Source organism: Streptomyces atratus, from assembly GCF_900119365.1.
Classification (GTDB): domain Bacteria; phylum Actinomycetota; class Actinomycetes; order Streptomycetales; family Streptomycetaceae; genus Streptomyces; species Streptomyces atratus_B.
Genome location: NZ_FPJO01000023.1, coordinates 17,590 through 38,016 on the forward strand (window position 1 = coordinate 17,590; position 20,427 = coordinate 38,016).

The following is a 20,427-nucleotide window of genomic DNA, read 5'->3' on the forward strand; positions in this document are numbered from 1 at the left end:
TAGGTTCACCGTTCGACTCACCAGTCACACGTCAGTCACACGGAAGGCAACCCCATGGGCTCCGCGAACGGCAGACACCGTCGGCCCCGTCAGGCACCCGCCATCGTCGTCGCCGCGGGCGTGACCGGATCGGCCATCGCCATCCCGCTGCTCGGCGCGTCCGGTGCGCACGCGGCCGACGCGACGACCTGGGACCGGGTGGCCGAGTGCGAGAGCGGCGGCGCGTGGAGCGCCGACTTCGGGAACGGCTACTACGGCGGCCTGCAGTTCTCGCCGGAGACCTGGAAGGCGTACGGCGGTGAGGCGTACGCGGAGCGCGCCGACCTCGCCAGCCGGGCGCAGCAGATAGAGGTGGCCGAGAAGGTCCTGGACGACCGGGGGCCGAAGGCCTGGCCCAGCTGCGCGGTCATCTCCGGCCTCGCGGTGGACGGGACGCTGCCGGGGGTCGACCCGGGCTCCCTGCCCGCCGAGGACCCGGCCGGGAGCGCGAAGCCGGCTGATGGCGCGTCGGCGGACCCGTCCGGCGACGCCACGCCGTCCGGGAGCACCTCGGACGGCACGGACGCCGTGGACGGCGTGGACGGCGCGGACGGCGCGGACGGCGCGCAGGGGGCCGGCAAGCCGTCGGGGAAGACCTCGCCGTCCCCGAAGCCCTCCGGATCGACCACCCCGTCCCCTGACGCGCCCTCCGGTACGCCCCGTGATGCGTCCGGTGCGCCCGACTCGTCCAGTGGCGTGGGCGGCAAGCACCGCGGCGCGTCGGCCGCCGAGGGGAGCCGCGGCACGGACGGCGGCAACCGTGAGTCGGGCCGGCACGCTTCCCGCGGCGGCGGCGACGCGCGCGACACGGCCGAGCCGGCGGCTGACGGCACGTACACCGTCCGGCCCGGCGACAACCTCTGGTCGATTGCTGACGCACAGAAAGTTCCCGGCGGCTGGCCCGCGCTCTACGAGGCCAACAAGGGTGCCGTCGGCTCCGACCCGGACCTCATCCTCCCTGGCCAGAGCCTCGATCTCGATGTGAAGGACCAGTGAAGGCAGTCTGATAATCGACTAAAAATGCCTCGAAAATCGGGGCAGTTCAGGGACCTATGTCCACTTATGCGTAAGTGAGACATGGGTCTCTTTGCGTCAACTGGCGTGTCGCGCCCGGGGACCCCTTCCGCATCGCGTCCCACCTGCGGAAACGACGGTTCTTCAGATGCGAGTACGGGCAGATTGTCCGATGTGTCCATCTTTGAATGTGAGGGTTGCGTATGTTTACGGTCGGAAGTGCTCGCACCGCGGGCCCCGTCGACCGTCACGCCGAATCCTGCCGTCGGTCGAAGGGAACAGACGCGTAAAGCGCCGTAGGCAGGAGCGGGGGACCCAGGTAAGCGCCGGGCCCGATCGTCGAAAGACGCATCAGGACCGGCTTGGGGTGAAGTCGCGTGCTAGGACGTGCGACCGGGCAACTCACTTGGCCCGAACCCGACAGCTCACCTCGTAGGCGTCGGTGAGGAGAAGTTCCATGCTGCTTTCCGGCAAGGGCAAGCACCGCCGCCCGTCCAAGGCCGTCCGTATCGCCACGCTCGCCGGTGTCGCCGGTGCCGCTGTCGCCGTGCCCCTGATGGGTGCGACCGGCGCCTCCGCCGCTTCCGTCGCCACCTGGGACGCCGTCGCCCAGTGCGAGTCCGGTGGCAACTGGTCCATCAACACCGGCAACGGCTACTACGGCGGTCTGCAGTTCTCGCAGTCCAGCTGGGCCGCCGCCGGCGGTACGCAGTACGCCCCCCGCGCCGACCTGGCCACCAAGGCCCAGCAGATCGCCACCGCCGAGCGGCTCCTCGACATGCAGGGCCCGGGTGCCTGGGGCTGCGCCGGCGCCGGCAACCTGACCAACGACGGCGTCGACCCGGGTGTCGACACCGGCTCCTCCTCCAACTCCACCGCGAGCTCCGGCGCCTCCGAGCAGCAGAGCGCCCCGGCCGCCCCGAAGCAGCAGTCGCAGCAGGCCCAGCCGAAGCAGAGCGAGCGCACCGAGGCCCCCGCCGCCTCCCGCTCGGAGCGCTCCGCCGCCCCGCAGGCCGAGTCGAAGAAGACCGTCACCACCCCGACCGGCGAGAAGGTCAAGAAGGGTGACGGCGAGTACAAGGTCGTCTCCGGCGACTCCCTGAGCGAGATCGCCGCCGACCACAAGGTCGAGGGCGGCTGGCAGAAGCTGTTCGAGCTGAACAAGGACATCGTCAAGAACGCCGACCTGATCTACCCGGGTCAGCAGCTGCACCTGACGAAGTAGTCGCGGCTCCCTCCTCCCTGAGCACCCCGGCCCGGCGCGCATTCCCCCGTACGCGCCGGGCCGGGGTTCCGCCGTCCGTGCTCGGGGGAGCGCCGGACCGTTCGACTGTTGTAGTTACTGGCCGGTAAATTTCTGGCTGTTTGCCCGGCAATGTGCGCCCTTGGGTCCTTTTTCGTCCCAGGGGACGGGCGGTCGTCGGGCTGAGCGGGCCGGGCCGGTTAGGCTCTTGGCGCAAGGCCAAAGCGACCCTGCACAAACAGCGTCATATCCCAGAAGGAGATGCCTCGTGCCGTCCATCGACGTCGTCGTAGCCCGGGAAATCCTCGACTCCCGCGGAAACCCCACGGTCGAGGTAGAGGTCGGCCTCGACGACGGCAGCACGGGCCGTGCTGCCGTTCCGTCCGGCGCCTCCACGGGTGCGTTCGAGGCCATCGAGCTTCGCGACGGTGACCCCAACCGCTACCAGGGCAAGGGCGTCGAGAAGGCCGTCCTCGCCGTGATCGAGCAGATCGGCCCGGAGCTCGTCGGCTACGACGCCACCGAGCAGCGCCTGATCGACCAGGCGATGTTCGACCTGGACGCCACCGAGAACAAGGGCTCGCTCGGCGCCAACGCCATCCTCGGCGTCTCGCTGGCCGTCGCCCACGCCGCCTCCGAGGCCTCGGACCTGCCGCTGTTCCGCTACCTCGGCGGCCCGAACGCGCACCTGCTGCCCGTTCCGATGATGAACATCCTCAACGGCGGTTCGCACGCCGACTCCAACGTGGACATCCAGGAGTTCATGATCGCGCCGATCGGCGCCGAGTCCTTCTCCGAGGCGCTGCGCTGGGGTGCCGAGGTCTACCACACGCTGAAGAAGGTCCTGAAGACCAAGGGCCTGTCGACCGGTCTCGGCGACGAGGGCGGCTTCGCGCCGAACCTGGAGTCGAACCGCGCCGCCCTCGACCTCATCATCGAGGCCATCAAGGAGGCCGGCTACGCCCCGGGCAAGGACATCGCGCTCGCGCTCGACGTCGCCGCGTCCGAGTTCTACAAGGACGGCAAGTACGAGTTCGAGGGCAAGTCCCGCTCGGCCGCCGAGATGACCGAGTACTACGAGGAGCTCGTCTCCGCGTACCCGCTGGTCTCCATCGAGGACCCGCTGTACGAGGACGACTGGGCCGGCTGGAAGGTCATCACCGACAAGCTCGGCGCCAAGGTGCAGATCGTCGGCGACGACCTCTTCGTCACCAACCCGGAGCGCCTGGCCCGCGGCATCGAGGAGGGCTCCGCCAACGCCCTGCTCGTCAAGGTCAACCAGATCGGCTCGCTGACCGAGACCCTGGACGCCGTCGAGCTGGCCCAGCGCAACGGCTTCAAGTGCATGATGTCCCACCGCTCCGGCGAGACCGAGGACGTCACCATCGCCGACCTCGCGGTCGCCGTGAACTGCGGCCAGATCAAGACCGGCGCCCCGGCCCGCTCGGACCGCGTCGCCAAGTACAACCAGCTGCTGCGCATCGAGGAGATCCTCGACGACGCCGCGGTGTACGCGGGCCGCTCGGCCTTCCCGCGGTTCAAGGTCTGACAAGCCCGGCGGGGGCAAGTGCCCCGGCCTCCGTCCGTCCCCGCACTCGGTCCCGTACCGTGTGCGGGGACGGACGTGCGTAGTGGGGAGGCGGAGACATGGCCGCGAAGGACCGGGACCGGTTCTCCACCGCGACCCGGCTGCGGCTGCTCGGCGAGCAGACCGCCGCCCGCGTCTACCGGTCCCAGAACCGCCGTCAGGCCCGCCGCTCACGGCTCACCGGCCGGGCCGCCTTCCTCGCGCTCGTCGTCTGCTCCCTGGTGGTCGCGCTCGCGTACCCGATGCGGCAGTACGTCTCGCAGCAGGACGAGATCGCCGACCAGGAGCGCCTGGCGCAGGAGGCCAAGGCCCGTACCGAGGAGCTGCGCGACGAGAAGGCGCGCCTCCAGGACGACGCGTACATCAGGCAGCTGGCCCGTACGCACCTGCACTACCTTCTTCCCGGGGAGACCGGTTACACGGTGATCGACCCCGACGCGGTCAAGGAGCGCGAGGGCAGGACGGACGAGTCCGGTCGGCCGTGGCACTCCAACCTCTGGGACGGCGTGGACAGCGCCGACCGCGACTGACTCTCTTCATCCATCTGCAGAACCGCAGTTCGAGCAGCCCGATCAGAACCTAGGCAGGCATGGAAACCCCCCCTCCGCAGACCGAGCCCACCGCGCCCACCGAGGCGGACATCGCCGCGTTCCAGCAGCAGCTGGGCCGCCCGCCGCGCGGCCTGCGCGCGATCGCGCACCGCTGCCCGTGCGGCAACCCGGACGTGGTCGAGACGCAGCCCCGGCTGGAGGACGGTACGCCGTTCCCGACGACGTACTACCTGACGTGCCCGCGCGCCGCGTCCGCGATCGGCACGCTGGAGGCGAACGGGGTCATGAAGGAGATGACCGAGCGCCTCGGTACGGACCCCGAGCTGGCCGCCGCGTACCGGGCCGCTCACGAGGACTACATCGCACGGCGCGACGCCATCGAGGTGCTGGAGGGCTTCCCGAGTGCGGGTGGCATGCCGGACCGGGTGAAGTGCCTGCACGTCCTGGTGGGGCACTCGCTGGCCGCGGGGCCGGGGGTGAATCCGCTGGGCGACGAGGCGATCGCGATGCTGCCGGAGTGGTGGCGCAAGGGGCCGTGCGTCTCGCCGTGCGGCGCGCCGGACGAGGGCTGACCGTTCCCACGGGGGCTCCGCCCCCGGACCCCCGCTCCTCGACCGCCGGAGGGGCTTCGTCTGCTTGATTCGGGAGTACTTCATGAGCCGCGTGGCCGCCATCGACTGCGGTACCAACTCCATCCGCCTGCTCGTCGCCGACGCGGACCCGTCCACCGGTGAGCTCGTCGAGCTCGACCGGCGGATGGAGATCGTCCGCCTCGGGCAGGGCGTCGACCGGACCGGCCGGCTCGCCCCCGAGGCGTTGGAGCGGACCTTCGCCGCCTGCCGCCAGTACGCGGAGGTGATCAAGGAGTACGGGGCGCAGCGGATCCGCTTCGTCGCCACCTCCGCCTCCCGCGACGCGGAGAACCGGGACGAGTTCGTCCGCGGGGTGCTGGAGATCCTGGGCGTCGAGCCCGAGGTGATCAGCGGTGACCAGGAGGCGGAGTTCTCCTTCACCGGAGCCACCAAGGAGCTCGCCGGCCGCGACCACCTCGCCAAGCCGTATCTCGTCGTGGACATCGGCGGCGGCTCCACCGAGTTCGTCGTCGGCGACGACCATGTGCGGGCCGCACGCTCCGTGGACATCGGCTGCGTACGGATGACCGAGCGGCACCTGGTGCGCGACGGCGTCGTGACCGACCCGCCGACGCCCTCCCGGATCGCCGCGATCCGCGCCGACATCGACGCCGCCCTGGACCTCGCCGAGGAGACCGTCCCGCTCGCCGGGGCCGCCACCCTCGTCGGCCTCGCCGGGACGGTCACCACGGTCGCCGCGATCGCCCTGGGGCTCGACGCGTACGACTCCGAGGCGATCCACCACTCCCGGATCTCCGTCGAGCAGGTACGGGAGATCACCGGGCGGCTCCTCGGCTCCACCCACGCCGAGCGGGCCGCGATCGGCGCGATGCACCCGGGACGGGTCGATGTGATCACGTCCGGGGCGCTGATCCTGCTCGCCCTGATGGAGCGGACCGGGGCCCGGGAGGTCGTGGTCAGCGAGCACGACATCCTCGACGGAATCGGCTGGTCGATCGCCTGAGGCCGATGCACATGCGTGCTTTGGCCTGCACCTTTGAGCCTCCATGGGCCGCCCGGACGGTGGTTCGCGAGACACGTCGCGACAAAGTTCGTGAACTTCTTCACAAGGAATTCGGCCCTGTGGAGGGCAGTTCTGGTCCGTATGGGTGCCCGGAGGCGTTCGCGGGGCCGTCGTGTGTCCGCACGGGAGTGTTCCGGGCATGATGCCGGCGGGTGAATCGGAGCGGCGGTTCACCCCGTCCGGAGGGCCAAGGGCCAGCTCACAAGCGGTGAACAACGTTCGCCGTCACACCGTGGTTCCCCTGCGGGATCATGACCTCGGTCACGTGGGCGGCGAAGTGTAGCAGAAGGTTGCCCGTAGCTTGTGAAGGGGCTCACGAGCATGCCCTCCGAGGGGGGTGGATACTCGATGGCATGAGCACCACGGAGCGTCCCAGGATCCTCGTAGTAGGCGGTGGGTACGTAGGCCTGTACGCAGCTCGGCGCATTCTGAAGAAGATGCGCTACGGCGAGGCGACCGTCACGGTCGTCGACCCCCGGTCGTACATGACCTACCAGCCCTTCCTCCCCGAAGCCGCCGCCGGCAGCATCTCGCCTCGGCATGTCGTCGTCCCGCTGCGACGCGTACTGCCGAAGGCCGAGGTTCTCACCGGCCGCGTCACGACCATCGATCAGGACCGCAAGGTCGCCACGGTCGCGCCGCTCGTCGGCGAGGCCTACGAGCTGCCCTTCGACTACCTGGTCATCGCGATGGGCGCGGTCTCCCGCACCTTCCCGATCCCCGGCCTCGCCGAACAGGGCATCGGCATGAAGGGCATCGAGGAGGCCATCGGCCTGCGCAACCACGTCCTCGAGCAGCTGGACAAGGCCGACTCGACGACCGACGAGGACGTCCGCCGCAGGGCGTTGACGTTCGTCTTCGTGGGCGGCGGCTTCGCCGGCGCGGAGACCATCGGCGAGGTCGAGGACATGGCCCGCGACGCGGCGAAGTACTACACGAACGTGAAGCGCGAGGACATGCGCTTCATCCTCGTCGACGCCGCCGACAAGATCCTTCCCGAGGTCGGCCCGAAGCTGGGCACCTGGGGCCGGGAGCACCTGGAGGCCCGTGGTGTCGAGGTCTTCCTCTCGACCTCCATGGACTCCTGCGTCGATGGTCACGTCGTCCTGAAGAACGGCCTCGAGGTCGACTCCAACACCATCGTGTGGACGGCCGGCGTGAAGCCGAACCCGGCGCTGGCCCGCTTCGGCCTGCCGCTCGGTCCGCGCGGCCACGTGGACACCTCCGAGAAGCTCCAGGTGCAGGGCACCGACTACATCTGGGCCGCGGGCGACAACGCCCAGGTCCCGGACATGGTCGGCCGCAAGGCCGGCAACCCGAACGCCTGGTGCCCGCCCAACGCCCAGCACGCGCTGCGGCAGGCCAAGGTCCTCGGCGACAACGTCATCTCCGGTATGCGGGGCTTCCCGCAGAAGGAGTACAGCCACGCCAACAAGGGTGCCGTCGCCGGTCTGGGGCTGCACAAGGGCGTCGCGATGATCGTCATGGGCAAGATGAAGATCAAGCTCAAGGGACGCCTCGCCTGGTACATGCACCGTGGCTACCACGGCATGGCGATGCCGACCTGGAACCGTAAGATCCGGATCTTTGCCGACTGGACCCTTGCGATGTTCCTCAAGCGCGAGGTCGTCTCGCTCGGCGCCATGGAGACGCCGCGCGAGGAGTTCTACGAGGCCGCCAAGCCGGCCCCGGCACCGGCCGCCGCCAAGGCCGAGGGCGAGAAGGCCAAGGCCTCCTAGTCCGACCGCGGGCCCACTCGCCCGCGCGGTTACACGCACAACGCCCGAAGGGGCCGTCCGCCATCCGTGGTGCGGGCGGCCCCTTCGGCGTGCCCGGCCCCGAATGCGTGTGGTGTACAGCCATTTTGCCCTTCCATTGCGCTGTAGCGGGATGGCGGGTGCCTCGCAGACTGTTGTCGGGTACGTACCTCGTCGCGGCGCACGGGTGCCCGGCGTGGTTGCAGGCAAGTTCGACCATGTTTGGGCACATTGGGAACACCATCACGGAGGTGTGCGCCATGGCAGACGCCGCGTTGCGGCTGACCGCTCTCGCCGAGGAGTTTCTGGGAGAAAAGCTGCCGGTCCGTATCCGGGCCTGGGACGGCAGCGAATCCGGACCGCCCGGTGCCCCCGTACTTGTGATCCGGAACCGCCGTGCGCTGCGCCGGCTGCTCTGGAAGCCGGGCGAACTGGGCCTGGCCCGTGCCTGGGTGGCGGGCGAGCTCGACATCGAGGGCGATCTCTACGAGGCCCTGGACCTGATGGCCTCGCTGATCTGGGAGCGCGGGGCCGACGCCGAGGACGGCGTCCACCCGGTCCGCGACCCCAAGGTACGGGCCTTCGCCAAGGGGCTGCTGCGACTGGCCGGTCCCTGGCCCCCGCCCCCCGCGCCGCCCGAGGAGGTACGCCGCCGCGCCGGCACCCTCCACACCAAACGCCGCGACAAGGAGGCCATCAGCCACCACTACGACGTGGGCAACGACTTCTACGAACTGGTCCTCGGCCCGTCCATGGTCTACTCCTGCGCCTACTGGGAGGACGGCGGGAATCTTGAGGACGCCCAGCGCGACAAGCTCGACCTGGTCTGCCGCAAGCTCGCGCTGAAGGAGGGCGACCGCCTCCTCGACGTCGGCTGCGGCTGGGGCTCCATGGCCATCCACGCCGCCCGCGAGTACGGCGCCAGGGTCACCGGGGTCACCCTCTCCGTCGAACAGGCCGCCTTCGCCAGGAAGCGCATCGCGCAGGAGGGCCTGACCGACCGGATCGAGATCCGGGTCCAGGACTACCGGGACGTCAGGGACGGCCCGTACGACGCCATCTCGTCCATCGGGATGGCGGAGCACGTCGGCGCGGCCCGCTTCCGCGAGTACGCCGACGACCTCTACGCACTCCTCAAGCCCGGCGGCCGGCTGCTCAACCACCAGATCGCCCGCCGCCCCGAGAAGGACGAGTCCGCCTACCACGTGGACGACTTCATCGACGCCTATGTCTTCCCGGACGGTGAACTGGCCCCGGTGGGCCGGACCGTGGCCACTCTCGAAGAGGCCGGCTTCGAGGCCCGCGACGTCGAGTCGATCCGCGAGCACTACGCGCTGACCCTGCGCCGCTGGGTCACCAACCTGGAGAAGCAGTGGGACCGCGCGGTCCGGATGACCTCGGCCGGACGGGCCAGGGTCTGGCGGCTCTACATGGCCGCCTCGGCGCTCTCCTTCGAGCACAACAAGATCGGCGTCAACCAGATCCTCGTGGTGCGTCCGGCGGAGGGCGGGGCCTCCCGCATGCCGCTGCGGGCCCGCGACTGGACGGCGTCCGCGACCGGCTGACACCGGAAACGGACCGAGGGCCGGTACGCGCAGCTCCTTCGCTGCGCGTACCGGCCCTCGGGCGTGTCGGGCAGGACCCAGGGCCCCGCCCGGTCCTACTCGGTCTTGATCGCCGTCAGCATGTTCAGCTTCGCGGCGCTGCGGGCCGGCCAGAGCGCGGCCAGCACACCCACGGCCCCCGCCAGCACCAGGAAGACCGCGATCCGGTCCCACGGGATGACCAGTGTGTAGTCCGGGATGTCCGACGACAGGGTCTGTCCGATCGCCCAGCCGAGGAACATGCCGAGCGCGACACCGATCACCGCGCCGAAGAGCGAGATGACCACGGCCTCCAGCCGGATCATGCGCTTCACCCTGCGCCGGTCCAGGCCGATCGCCCGCAGCATGCCGATCTCCTGCTGGCGCTCGAAGACCGACATCGCCAGGGTGTTGATGACCCCGAGCACCGCGATGATCAGGGCCATCGCCAGCAGCCCGTACATGATGTTCATCGCGAGGTTGACCGAGCCGCCGAACATGTCACGGATGTCCTGACGGTCCATGATGCTCATCGCCGGGTTGTCGCCCAGCGCCTTCACCAGGGCCTGCTCATTGGTCTCGGACGCGCCGCCGTCCATCTTCAGCCAGATCTCCCGGATGTTCGACCGGCTCCCGTGCGCCTCGGCGATGTTCTTCGGCATCAGGACCGGGGAGAGCATCTCGTTCCCCTGGAAGACCGCTCCGACCTTCAGTTCGCCGTTCTTCCCGTCGTCGAACTTCACCCGCAGGGTGTCGCCGGTCTTCCAGCCGCTCGACTTCGCCGTCTTCTCGTCGACGGCGATCTCGCCCTTGCCCAGCGTGTCGATCGAGCCGGAGACGATCGGCAGCGCGAAGAGCTGCTGCACATCGCCGGGGGTTACGCCGGACGCGGAGTGGTACTCGCCCTTGACCTCCAGCGAGATGGCCTGCTGCGGCGAGACCGCCGAGACGCCGTCGGCCTTCTCCAGGGCGGTGAGCGCCGACTCGTCGAGCGAACCGCCGCTCGCCATCGTCACCATGTAGTCGGCCTTGATGTTGTCCGTGGTCATCCGGTCGACCGCCTGGCCGAGGGTGACGCCGAGGACCGAGATACCGGTGACCAGGGTGAGGCCGATCGCCAGCGCGGAGGCGGTGGCGCCGGTACGACGCGGGTTGCGGACCGCGTTCTGCGCGGCCAGCTTGCCGGAGACCCCGAACAGCCGCTTCAGCAGCGGGCGGACCAGCGCGATCACCGGCCGCGACAGCAGCGGGATCAGCACGATGACACCGACCAGCGTGAGGAAGGCACCCGTGGCGATGACGGTCCGGCCGGTCGATCCGGACTTGGACGCGCCTGCCACGATCGCCGCCCCGCCCAGCAGGGTGAGCACCGCGCCGATCGAGTTGCGCACCACCAGGGACTTGACGGTGGCCGTGGCGTGCACGCTGCTCATCGCCGCGACCGGCGGGATCTTGGCGGCCCGGCGGGCGGGCAGCCAGGCGGCCAGCACGGTGATCAGGACACCGACGGCGAACGCCGCGAGGACCGCGGTGGGCGAGACGATCAGAGGCCCGGCCGGGATCTTCCCGCCGAACAGGCCCATCGCGGAGCGCAGCCCGATGGCCAGGCCGAGACCGAGGGCGAAGCCGACGACCGAGGCGATCACGCCGACGACGGCCGCTTCGATGAGCACCGAGCGCTTGACCTGGCGGCGGGAGGCGCCGACGGCGCGCATCAGTGCCAGCTCCTTGGTGCGCTGGGCCACCAGCATGGTGAAGGTGTTGGCGATCAGGAAGACACCGACGAACAGGGCGATGCCGGCGAAGGCGAGCAGCATTCCGTTGAGGCCGCTCAGACCGGACTCGATCTGCTCGGCCTGCTCGTCCGCGAGCGCCTGGCCGGTCTGGGCCTCGGCTTCCTTGGGCAGCAGCGGCTTCACTCCGGCCAGCAGCTTCTCGGCGGAGACACCGGGCGCGGCGGACACATTGGCGTCCTGGAACACACCGGGCCTGAGGTAGAGCTTCTGGGCGACCTCGGCGTCGAAGAGGACCAGGCTGCCGCCCGCGTTGACCGCGCCGTCCTCGGTGGTGAAGACACCGGAGAGGGTGTACTCCTTCACCGGCCCGTTCGTGGCGACCCGGACCCGGTCACCGACGTGGTACTCGCCCCGCTTCGCGGTCTCCTTGTCGAGCGCGATCCGGTCGGCCGCGACCGGGCCCGTACCGTCGACGAAGGTGTACGCGGAGTCCTTGCCGTTCTTGCCGGGGGAGTAGTTCCCGCCGGTGTTCGACCAGCCGTTGCCGATCAGCTTGCCGCCGGGGTCGGCGACCCCGGCGAAGCCGGAGACCCGGCCGGTGGCGGTGTCGACGCCGTCCAGGCCCTGGATCTTCTTCAGGGTGGCGGCGGTGATGCCGGGTGTCTTCTCGTCGCGCTGGTCGGCGTAGGTGGTGACGGCGACGGCGACGTCGTCGTAGCTCTTCGCCGACTGGTTGCGCAGGGCGTTGCCGAGGGTGTCGGTGAAGACCAGCGTGCCGGAGACGAAGGCCACGCCGAGCATCACGGCGAGGACGGTCATCAGCAGCCTGGCCTTGTGCGCGAGCACATTGCGCAGGGCGGTACGGAACATGTCTGTCAGTCCTGGGATGGGGAGGGGTTCCGGAAAGGGGCGCGGGGAAGGGCGGGCTTCAGCTGGTGCGGCCCTTGGCGTCGAACGCCTTCATCCGGTCGAGGACCCCGTCCGCGGTCGGGTGCAGCATCTGGTCGACGATCCGGCCGTCCGCGAGGAAGATCACCCGGTCCGCGTAGGAGGCGGCCGCCGGGTCGTGGGTCACCATCACCACGGTCTGGCCCAGCTCGCGCACCGAGTTGCGCAGGAAGCCGAGGACCTCGGCGCCGGAGCGGGAGTCGAGGTTGCCGGTCGGCTCGTCACCGAAGATGATCTCCGGCTGCGAGGCCAGGGCACGGGCCACCGCGACGCGCTGCTGCTGGCCGCCGGAGAGCTCGGTCGGCCGGTGGTTCAGCCGGTCGGAGAGGCCGACCATGTCGATGACCTGGCGCATCCATGCGGCGTCGGGCTTGCGGCCCGCGATGTCCATGGGGAGCGTGATGTTCTCCTGCGCCGTCAGCGTGGGGAGCAGGTTGAACGCCTGGAAGATGAAGCCGATCTTGTCCCGGCGGAGCTGGGTGAGCTGCTTGTCCTTGAGGGAGCCCAGCTCCGTGTCGCCGATCCGTACCGAACCGCTGCTGAAGCTGTCGAGGCCGGCCACGCAGTGCATCAGCGTGGACTTGCCGGAGCCGGACGGGCCCATGATCGCGGTGAACTCGCCCCGGGGGAAGTCCACGGTGACCCGGTCCAGGGCGGTGACCCTGGTCTCGCCCTCTCCGTAGACCTTCGACAGATCCGTGGCGCGGGCGGCCACCGTGGTGACGCGGGGTGCGGTGGAAGTGGTCACGGGAATCTCCTGTTTCGGGGCTCCGGCCGAGGGCTCGTCCGGGGTTTTGTTCGGAACCCTTCAATCGTCACCGCCGTTCCGCCGCCGGTCGTCAGTCCGCGTGCCCGTTCCCGGGGCAGTCTTGAGTCGCACCGGGAGGGCGTCGGGTCCTCCTCCGGTATGACACCGCCCCTGAGGCGTCGGTCCGGGGGTCATCGTCCGGCCCGGTGCTTCGGGCTCCCGCGCCCGGCCCGATGGCGCACCTGCGGCGGCCGCCGTCGCGCGCCCGGGGAATGCGCCGTCCGGGTGCGGCGACTTTACGTCAATCCGGATTGCCGACCGCCGTGACCTCTACCCCGCCCAGGCATGTGGCGATGCCCTTTCACGAGTGCTGACGACCCCTCAAACGGTCAATAAAATAAGACAACATCGCGCCCCTGATCCGCTGTTCGAGGGAAGTCCCCGGATAGGGTCATGTGCCAACGCGGAGCCGCGCGCCAGGCCTGGATGGTGGAATGCAGACACGGCGAGCTTAAACCTCGCTGCCCCTCGGGGGCGTACCGGTTCGAGTCCGGTTCCAGGCACCACTTCTCACTTGGCGGCCGAGCCGGCGAAGCCCCTCGGACCGCGGCTCTCCGGGACGGCGGGCCGCTCTCGGTGTATTTCCCACGACGTGGCCGCCCCTCCCGTCTTCCCGGCGCGACGGCGCCGTAAACCGGTCGGTCGGCACGTTACTGGACCGCGGGCCCGGACGGTATGGGGCGAGCCGGTTTTCTGCGCGGAGCCGGATGGCCGACGGGCGGGTACCGCCGATGACGGACTTCCGCAAAGATCCTCCCCAAGCACTAGTCTGATGCTTTTGCCTACCCATTACTCTTGTGGGAAGGCCACGCAGGGTGGCCATGGAGGAGTGAGATGAGGAGCAGCAACCCGGTCTTCTCGCGACGGGGCTTCAGCCGCGACAACGGATACGCGGGCTTCAACGCGGCGCCGCAGGCCGGGGCCCCCGCAGCGGGCGCCAACCCGTACGCGCAGGGCACCGCCGCCAACCCGTACGCCACCAACCCCTACGCCCAGCCGGACGCCCAGTACGGCGCCCCGCAGGCACCCGCGCGCACCGGCGCGATGACGATCGACGACGTCGTCACGCGCACGGCGATCACGCTGGGCACCGTGGTGCTCGGCGCCGTGCTCGCCTGGGCGCTGCTGCCGGTCGACGAGGCGAACCTCGGCAAGTCGTACGGCATCGCGATCGGCGCCGCCCTGGTGGCGTTCGTCCTGTCGCTCGTCCAGTCCTTCAAGCGCAAGCCGGTGCCGGCGCTGATCGTCGCGTACGCGGCCTTCGAGGGTGTCTTCCTCGGAGTGATCTCCAGCGCGGTCAGCACGTACATCGGACCGGGCGTCGTGATGCAGGCCGTGATGGGCACCATGTGTGTCTTCGCCGGTGTGCTGCTCGCGTACAAGATGCGCTGGATCCGTGTCACCCGCCGCTTCTACGGCTTCGTGATGGCCGCTGCCATGGGCTTCATGCTCCTGATGGTGGTCAACCTGCTGTTCGCCGTCTTCGGCGGCGGTGACGGCCTGGGCTTCCGCAGCGGCGGCCTCGGCATCCTCTTCGGAGTCATCGGGATCGTCCTCGGTGCGTGCTTCCTGGCCCTGGACTTCAAGCAGGTCGAGGACGGCATCGCCTACGGTGCCCCCCGCGAGGAGTCCTGGCTGGCGGCCTTCGGCCTCACCATGACCCTGGTGTGGATCTACCTGGAGATGCTGCGTCTGCTCTCCATCCTCAGCGGCGACGACTGATCCGCCCGCACCCGCACGACGGGAACGGCCCGCAGGCACCGCCTGCGGGCCGTTCCGCGTTTCCCCGGGCATCGGCCCGTTGGCAACCGTCCTGCCGGGGCGCGTAGGGTCGCGGAGTGCTCGATACGACCCCGCTGATCACCGCCGTGGACCGATTCGCCGACCGGCTGCGCGCCACCCCGCAGAGCCGTCTCCAGCGCGGCGCCGCCGCCGAAGGACTGGCCACGGCGCGGGAACTCGCGCTGCGCGCCCAACGGATCGAGGCGCCGGACCGGGAGCCGCGCGTCATGCCGGACGCCGGGATCTTCTCGATCGGCGACCAACTCGCCGTGGCGGGGCGCGATCTGGCGACGGCACTGGAAATGGCCCCGTCGGAGGAGCTCGACGAGGCCGTGCAATTCGTGGACGAGGCCGCCGCGCGCGCCTTCGCGTAGCGGCGGTCGGCAGTGCGGGGACCCGGCCCGGGGCGGCGGCCGGCGAGAGCCGCTGTGCCCGGATGCCGCGGTGTCAGAACGAGGCGATGACGCGGTCGGCGAGGATGTAGACGTTCTCCTTGCCGCAGGAGAAGGTCAGGGCGTACGCGCCGGAGACACCGGAGCCGCCCAGCAGCACCGGGTGCTCACCGTCGCGCAGCGAACCGGCCAGACGCTCGGCCGTCTCGCGGTGCCCGGGGGTCATGCAGAGCGTGGTGCCGTCGGCGAAGACATAGACGTCGAGCGTGCCGAGCGGGCCGGGGCGCACATCGGCGAGCTCCGTACGGCTGTCGGCGAGCTCTTCGAGGCGGTTCACGGTGCGCTCGTGGTCGGTGACGACCGGGGTCTGCACCGGTACGAAGTCGGGGTGCGAGGGGTGCCGGCGACGGGCGGCGGCCAGCTCGGGGGAGTCCTCGGCGAACTCCGCCGTCCCGGGCAGCTCGGTCACGTCGGCCAGCTCCGTCAGCTCCGCCAGCTCGTCGAGGGCTTCGCCGGCGTCGAGGTCCATCGCGTCCAGGCCCACGAAGTCGGCCTGGCGGGGCATGAAGAACGGGATGTCCTCGCCCGCACCGGTCAGGCCGCCCAGCAGGGACGGGGCATCGGCGGCATCGCGTGCCTCCTGGGTGGCCCAGAAGGCCCGGGCCTCGGCGAGCTCGCGCTCGCGTTCCTCGGCGAGCGCCTCGGCGACGGCCGCGCGTATCTCGGCGACGGGGGTGACGGTGCCGCGGCTCTGCGCGGGCACGGCGATGCCGTGTGCACGGGCCTCGGCGAGCTCCGAACGAAGGGCCGTGACCTGCTTGCGCAGCCCGTGAGCAGCGTGCAGAGCAGCAGCGCCCACGGCCGTGGCGGCGGCGGTGGTCAGCAACAGGGCAAGAGACATGGCGCTCACTGACATACTCCCGGTTTCAATTGATTCCCCGACTTCCTACATCAGCTTGTCCCCTACCTGCACCCTGTGTCAGTGCATTACGTCACGAATTGGACAGGTCTTTGGGCCTGGGGTTTAACCCTGGTGTGGGTGTGGCCTGCGGGAATGACTCTCCCCCAGGAGATAGATCACATCCTGGGGGAGATTCGGTCACGGTCGGGGCTCGGAACCGGCCGCCTCGGGGGGTGTGCTCAGCTCAGGCGCTCGATGACCATCGCCATGCCCTGGCCGCCGCCCACGCACATGGTCTCCAGGCCGAACTGCTTGTCGTGGAACTGCAGGCTGTTGATCAGCGTGCCGGTGATCCGGGCGCCCGTCATGCCGAAGGGGTGGCCGACGGCGATCGCGCCGCCGTTGACGTTGACCTTCTCCAGCGGCAGGCCGAGGTCGCGGTAGGAGGGGATCACCTGGGCGGCGAAGGCCTCGTTGATCTCGGCCAGGTCGATGTCGTCGATGGTCAGCCCGGCCCGCTTCAGCGCCTGCTTGCTGGCCTCCACCGGTCCGTACCCCATGATCTCGGGGGAGAGGCCACTGACGCCGGTGGAGACGATCCGGGCCAGCGGGGTCAGGCCCAGCTCGCGGGCCTTGGTGTCGGACATGATCACGAGTGCGGCGGCGCCGTCGTTGAGCGGGCAGCAGTTGCCGGCGGTGACCAGGCCGTCGGGGCGGAACACCGGCTTCAGGCCCTGCACGCCCTCCAGGGTGACGCCCGCGCGCGGGCCGTCGTCCTTGGTGACGACCGTGCCGTCGGGGGTGGTGACCGGGGTGATCTCGCGCTCCCAGAAGCCGTTCTTGAGGGCTTCCTCGGCGAGGTTCTGCGAGCGGACGCCGAACTCGTCCATGTCCTGGCGGGTGACGCCCTTGAGCCGGGCCAGGTTCTCCGCGGTCTGCCCCATCGCGATGTACGCGTCCGGGACCAGGCCGTCCTCGCGCGGGTCGTGCCAGTCGTCGCCGCCCTGCTCGGTGCGGGCCGCGGTGCGGGCCTCGGCGTCGGCGAACAGCGGGTTGTGCGTGTCCGGCCAGCTGTCGGAGTTGCCCTTCGAGAAGCGGGACACCATCTCGACGCCGGCCGAGATGAAGACGTCGCCCTCGCCGGCCTTGATGGCGTGCAGCGCCATCCGGCTGGTCTGCAGGGAGGACGAGCAGTAGCGGGTGATCGTACAGCCGGGAAGGTGGTCCATTCCCATCTGTACGGCGATGATGCGGCCCAGGTTGTTGCCCTGCTCGCCGCCGGGGAGGCCGCAGCCGAGCATCAGGTCGTCGATGTCCTTCGGGTCCAGCTCGGGCACCTTCGCCAGCGCGGTCTGGATGATCGTGGCGGTCAGGTCGTCCGCGCGCAGGTCCTTCAGCGAACCCTTGAAGGCCCGGCCGATGGGGGAACGGGCTGCAGAGACGATCACGGCTTCGGGCATCACGCGGCTCCAAGAGGGCTGGAAGGCGGGTTCTGGCTGGTGCTGACTTGGAAGTTACCTGTACGTAGGCGCCGGGTCACCGGGCAGCGCATGTGACGCCGACCTCTTTTCTAAGCGACCGCTCAGTCCGACTGTACGGTCGATGGTGCGGCCGATTGTGTGGTCGATCAATTGGCCGGGAGATTGCGCGGCTCCCCGTGCGACTCTCCTGTTTCCCCCGTCTCTGCTCTCTCTCGTGCCTCTCGTGCCTCTTCCGTTTCCCCGGGCACCCCCGTCTCTCCGGTCTCCTCGTGCGGCTCCGGGTGCGGCTCGGTGGTCGCGGGCAGGCGCCGCCGCCTGCGGTGCTTGAGGAGCGCCCAGGGCGCCCGTGCCCCCGTGACCTCCGTTCCGGCTTCCCTGGCCGCCTGGGAGGCCGCCTTGGCCACCGGCAGCATGTCCTCGCGCCGGGCCCCGTCCAGGCGGTCGGACTCCGGCCACAGCCCCAGCACCGCACAGAGCGTCGGCAGCACCGCCATCGCCGCCGTGGCGTAGCCCTCCGCCGACGGGTGGTAGTTGTCCGGCCCGAACAGCTCCCGCGGATTCGCCTCGAACTCCGGCCCGAGCAGATCGCCCAGCGACACGGTGCGCCCGCCCTGCTCCACCGAACCGATCGTCTGGGCCGCCGCCAGCTGCCGGCTCACCCGCCGGGCCAGCCAGCGCAGCGGCTGGTAGACCGGCTCGATCGTGCCCAGGTCCGGGCAGGTGCCGACCACGATCTCCGCGCCCGCCGTACGCAGCCTGCGCACGGCGGTGGTCAGACAGCGCACCGACTGGGTGGCCGGCATCCGGTGCGTCACATCGTTCGCGCCGATCATGATCACGCAGACGTCGGGCGTACGGGAGGGGTCGGCGAGCAGCAGCGAGACCTGCCGCTCCAGATCGTCGGACCGGGCACCCGGCTGCGCCACATTGCGCAGATCCACCGGCCGCTCGGAGACCGCCGCGAGCCCCGAGGCGAGCAGCGCCCCCGGGGTCTGCCCGGCCCGGTGCACCCCCTGCCCGGCCGCCGTCGAGTCGCCCAGCAACCCCAGCCGCAACGGGTCCGCGGGGCCGGCGAACGCCACCCCGTACTGCCCGTCCGCGCTCGGCGGAACCGGTGCGATCCCGCCGCCCACCTGCCGTTTCGCCAGCTGGACCTCCGCCAGCAGTACGCCTACCGCCGCGGCGCCGAGCAACCCGATGCTGCCTCCGCCGTAGGCCGCGCCCGCCGCGATCCGCCGTGCCACCCTTGCCCTTGACACAGTCCGGTCCACCTCCTCGTTGCCGTACCGCCGTACATACAGCTAACTGCCCCGCAGCGGCCGTCGCTCAATCGCTTCACCCAATCTCGTGCCCGTACGCATACCCTTGCCGCACCATCTCGGAGACCCCGGAGTACACGGTGCAATTCCACGATTCGATGATCAGTCTCGTAGGCAATACCCCGCTGGTGAGGCTGCGCAGTGTGACGGCCGGCATCCAGGCGACGGTCCTGGCCAAGGTCGAGTACTTCAACCCCGGCGGTTCGGTCAAGGACCGCATCGCCCTGCGGATGATCGAGGCCGCCGAACAGAGCGGCGACCTGCAGCCCGGCGGCACCATCGTCGAGCCGACCAGTGGCAACACGGGCGTCGGCCTCGCGATCGTCGCCCAGCAGAAGGGGTACAAGTGCATCTTCGTCTGCCCGGACAAGGTGTCCACGGACAAGATCAATGTGCTGCGCGCCTACGGTGCCGAGGTCGTCGTCTGCCCGACGGCCGTTGACCCCGAGCACCCCGACTCGTACTACAACGTCTCCGACCGCCTGGTCCGCGAGACACCGGGAGCCTGGAAGCCCGACCAGTACTCCAACCCCAACAACCCGCGTTCCCACTACGAGACCACCGGTCCCGAGCTGTGGGAGCAGACGGACGGGAAGATCACCCACTTCGTCGCGGGCGTCGGCACCGGCGGCACGATCAGCGGCACCGGCCGCTATCTGAAGGAAGTCAGCGGCGGCTCGGTGAAGGTGATCGGGGCCGACCCGGAGGGCTCGGTCTACTCCGGCGGCTCCGGGCGCCCCTACCTCGTCGAGGGCGTCGGCGAGGACTTCTGGCCGAGCGCCTACGACCGTACGGTCACGGACGAGATCGTCGCCGTGTCCGACAAGGACTCCTTCCAGATGACCCGCCGTCTCGCCAAGGAGGAGGGCCTGCTGGTCGGCGGCTCCTGCGGCATGGCGGTGGTCGGCGCACTGGAGGTGGCCAAGCGCCTGGGCCCGGACGACGTGGTCGTCGTCCTGCTGCCCGACAGCGGCCGCGGATATCTGAGCAAGATCTTCAACGACGAGTGGATGGCGGACTACGGCTTCCTGGAGGACACCGGCCCGTCCGCGCGCGTCGCCGATGTGCTCGACCACAAGGCCGGTCCGATCCCGACGCTCGTCCACATGCACCCGGAGGAGACCGTCGGCGAGGCGATCGACGTGCTGCGCGAGTACGGCGTCTCGCAGATGCCGATCGTGAAGCCGGGCGCCGGACACCCGGACGTGATGGCCGCCGAGGTCATCGGTTCGGTGGTGGAGCGGGAGCTGCTCAACGCTCTCTTCGCCCAGCGCGCCTCGCTCTCCGACTCGCTGGAGAAGCACATGTCGCCGCCGCTGCCGCAGGTCGGCTCCGGCGAACCGGTCGAGGACCTGATGGCGGTGCTCGGCGGCACGAACACCGCCGACGCGGCGATCGTGCTGGTGGAGGGCAAGCCGAAGGGTGTGGTCAGCCGCCAGGACCTGCTGGCGTTCCTCGCCAAGGACGCGACGACCGGCAAGGCGTAGCGCCCGGCGCCGTGGGTCCGGGCTTCGCGAAAACGGTACGAGCGCGACACGTTCACGCAGCACCGGCTTAACACGGGTCCGGCAGATTGACGGGTGTCGGCAGGGAGACCCGCCGACATCCGATACGGCGACACGGACAACG

Annotated in this window: 16 protein-coding genes, 1 tRNA gene and 1 riboswitch; of the genes, 12 read left to right on the forward strand and 5 right to left on the reverse strand. The window is 70.0% G+C overall.

All coding sequences use genetic code 11. From position 1 onward, the window contains the following. Positions 1-54: 54 nt before the first annotated feature. The 8 genes from BT364_RS29535 to BT364_RS29570 all read left to right on the forward strand — a co-directional run bounded on the left by BT364_RS29535 (position 55) and on the right by BT364_RS29570 (position 9,413). Positions 55-1,035 carry a LysM peptidoglycan-binding domain-containing protein gene (locus BT364_RS29535; RefSeq protein ID WP_072488298.1) on the forward strand — a complete coding sequence of 327 codons (981 nt, stop codon included), beginning with the start codon at positions 55-57 and terminating at the stop codon, positions 1,033-1,035. 300 nt (positions 1,036-1,335) lie between these two features. Further along, positions 1,336-1,507: riboswitch (cyclic di-AMP (ydaO/yuaA leader) on the forward strand. A gap of 3 nt (positions 1,508-1,510) precedes the next feature. Continuing rightward, positions 1,511-2,278, forward strand: coding sequence for a LysM peptidoglycan-binding domain-containing protein (locus BT364_RS29540; RefSeq protein WP_072488299.1), 768 nt, complete (start codon positions 1,511-1,513; stop codon positions 2,276-2,278). Between the two features lie 286 nt (positions 2,279-2,564). Beyond that, positions 2,565-3,845 (forward strand): phosphopyruvate hydratase, encoded by a 1,281-nt coding sequence (gene eno, locus BT364_RS29545; protein WP_072488300.1) that lies wholly within the window; start codon positions 2,565-2,567, stop codon positions 3,843-3,845. Positions 3,846-3,943: 98 nt separating this feature from the next. After that, positions 3,944-4,414: an FtsB family cell division protein gene (locus BT364_RS29550; RefSeq protein ID WP_072488301.1), complete on the forward strand. Its 471-nt coding sequence runs from the start codon at positions 3,944-3,946 to the stop codon at positions 4,412-4,414. Between the two features lie 59 nt (positions 4,415-4,473). Beyond that, positions 4,474-5,007 carry a DUF501 domain-containing protein gene (locus tag BT364_RS29555; RefSeq protein WP_072488302.1) on the forward strand — a complete coding sequence of 178 codons (534 nt, stop codon included), beginning with the start codon at positions 4,474-4,476 and terminating at the stop codon, positions 5,005-5,007. An 82-nt stretch (positions 5,008-5,089) separates the two neighbouring features. Continuing rightward, the gene (locus BT364_RS29560; RefSeq protein ID WP_072488303.1) at positions 5,090-6,031 is read left to right on the forward strand and encodes a Ppx/GppA phosphatase family protein; all 942 of its coding nucleotides are present in this window, start codon (positions 5,090-5,092) and stop codon (positions 6,029-6,031) included. Positions 6,032-6,444: 413 nt separating this feature from the next. Then, complete coding sequence (locus BT364_RS29565) at positions 6,445-7,830, forward strand: NAD(P)/FAD-dependent oxidoreductase (protein WP_072488304.1); 1,386 nt, start codon at positions 6,445-6,447, stop codon at positions 7,828-7,830. Positions 7,831-8,108: 278 nt separating this feature from the next. Then, entirely contained in the window at positions 8,109-9,413 is a 1,305-nt protein-coding gene (locus BT364_RS29570) for an SAM-dependent methyltransferase (RefSeq protein ID WP_072488305.1), read from the forward strand. A gap of 95 nt (positions 9,414-9,508) precedes the next feature. Here the strand turns inward: BT364_RS29570 and BT364_RS29575 are convergent, their stop codons facing one another. After that, a complete protein-coding gene (locus tag BT364_RS29575; RefSeq protein WP_072488306.1) occupies positions 9,509-12,037 on the reverse strand; it encodes an ABC transporter permease in 2,529 nt (842 codons plus the stop codon). A gap of 58 nt (positions 12,038-12,095) precedes the next feature. Continuing rightward, entirely contained in the window at positions 12,096-12,863 is a 768-nt protein-coding gene (locus BT364_RS29580) for an ABC transporter ATP-binding protein (protein ID WP_072488307.1), read from the reverse strand. A 480-nt stretch (positions 12,864-13,343) separates the two neighbouring features. Here BT364_RS29580 and BT364_RS29585 point away from each other — a divergent pair. The 3 genes from BT364_RS29585 (at position 13,344) to BT364_RS29595 (ending at position 15,079) form a co-directional block, all read left to right on the forward strand. Beyond that, positions 13,344-13,429 (forward strand) — tRNA-Leu (locus BT364_RS29585). A gap of 328 nt (positions 13,430-13,757) precedes the next feature. Continuing rightward, on the forward strand, positions 13,758-14,645 hold the full coding sequence (locus BT364_RS29590; RefSeq protein WP_072488308.1) for a Bax inhibitor-1/YccA family protein: 888 nt from the start codon (positions 13,758-13,760) through the stop codon (positions 14,643-14,645). 116 nt (positions 14,646-14,761) lie between these two features. Continuing rightward, positions 14,762-15,079 (forward strand): hypothetical protein, encoded by a 318-nt coding sequence (locus BT364_RS29595; RefSeq protein ID WP_072488309.1) that lies wholly within the window; start codon positions 14,762-14,764, stop codon positions 15,077-15,079. Between the two features lie 73 nt (positions 15,080-15,152). On the opposite strand, the gene BT364_RS29600 is transcribed toward BT364_RS29595, so the two are convergent. The 3 genes from BT364_RS29600 to BT364_RS29610 all read right to left on the reverse strand — a co-directional run bounded on the left by BT364_RS29600 (position 15,153) and on the right by BT364_RS29610 (position 18,723). Then, positions 15,153-15,983 (reverse strand): hypothetical protein, encoded by an 831-nt coding sequence (locus tag BT364_RS29600; protein WP_072488310.1) that lies wholly within the window; start codon positions 15,981-15,983, stop codon positions 15,153-15,155. 254 nt (positions 15,984-16,237) lie between these two features. Further along, positions 16,238-17,458, reverse strand: coding sequence for an acetyl-CoA C-acetyltransferase (locus tag BT364_RS29605; protein ID WP_072488311.1), 1,221 nt, complete (start codon positions 17,456-17,458; stop codon positions 16,238-16,240). Between the two features lie 167 nt (positions 17,459-17,625). Then, positions 17,626-18,723 carry an SGNH/GDSL hydrolase family protein gene (locus BT364_RS29610; protein ID WP_256260274.1) on the reverse strand — a complete coding sequence of 366 codons (1,098 nt, stop codon included), beginning with the start codon at positions 18,721-18,723 and terminating at the stop codon, positions 17,626-17,628. 155 nt (positions 18,724-18,878) lie between these two features. Here BT364_RS29610 and BT364_RS29615 point away from each other — a divergent pair, with 155 nt between their 5' ends. Continuing rightward, positions 18,879-20,285, forward strand: coding sequence for a cystathionine beta-synthase (locus BT364_RS29615; protein WP_072488312.1), 1,407 nt, complete (start codon positions 18,879-18,881; stop codon positions 20,283-20,285). Positions 20,286-20,427: the final 142 nt, after the last annotated feature.

Coding starts and splice junctions, on each gene's coding strand:
- BT364_RS29535 (WP_072488298.1), top strand. CDS start 55: ATGGGCTCCGCGAACGGCAGACACCGTCGGCCCCGTCAGGCACCCGCC.
- BT364_RS29540 (WP_072488299.1), top strand. CDS start 1,511: ATGCTGCTTTCCGGCAAGGGCAAGCACCGCCGCCCGTCCAAGGCCGTC.
- BT364_RS29550 (WP_072488301.1), top strand. CDS start 3,944: ATGGCCGCGAAGGACCGGGACCGGTTCTCCACCGCGACCCGGCTGCGG.
- BT364_RS29555 (WP_072488302.1), top strand. CDS start 4,474: ATGGAAACCCCCCCTCCGCAGACCGAGCCCACCGCGCCCACCGAGGCG.
- BT364_RS29560 (WP_072488303.1), top strand. CDS start 5,090: ATGAGCCGCGTGGCCGCCATCGACTGCGGTACCAACTCCATCCGCCTG.
- BT364_RS29565 (WP_072488304.1), top strand. CDS start 6,445: ATGAGCACCACGGAGCGTCCCAGGATCCTCGTAGTAGGCGGTGGGTAC.
- BT364_RS29570 (WP_072488305.1), top strand. CDS start 8,109: ATGGCAGACGCCGCGTTGCGGCTGACCGCTCTCGCCGAGGAGTTTCTG.
- BT364_RS29575 (WP_072488306.1), bottom strand. CDS start 12,037: ATGTTCCGTACCGCCCTGCGCAATGTGCTCGCGCACAAGGCCAGGCTG.
- BT364_RS29590 (WP_072488308.1), top strand. CDS start 13,758: ATGAGGAGCAGCAACCCGGTCTTCTCGCGACGGGGCTTCAGCCGCGAC.
- BT364_RS29605 (WP_072488311.1), bottom strand. CDS start 17,458: ATGCCCGAAGCCGTGATCGTCTCTGCAGCCCGTTCCCCCATCGGCCGG.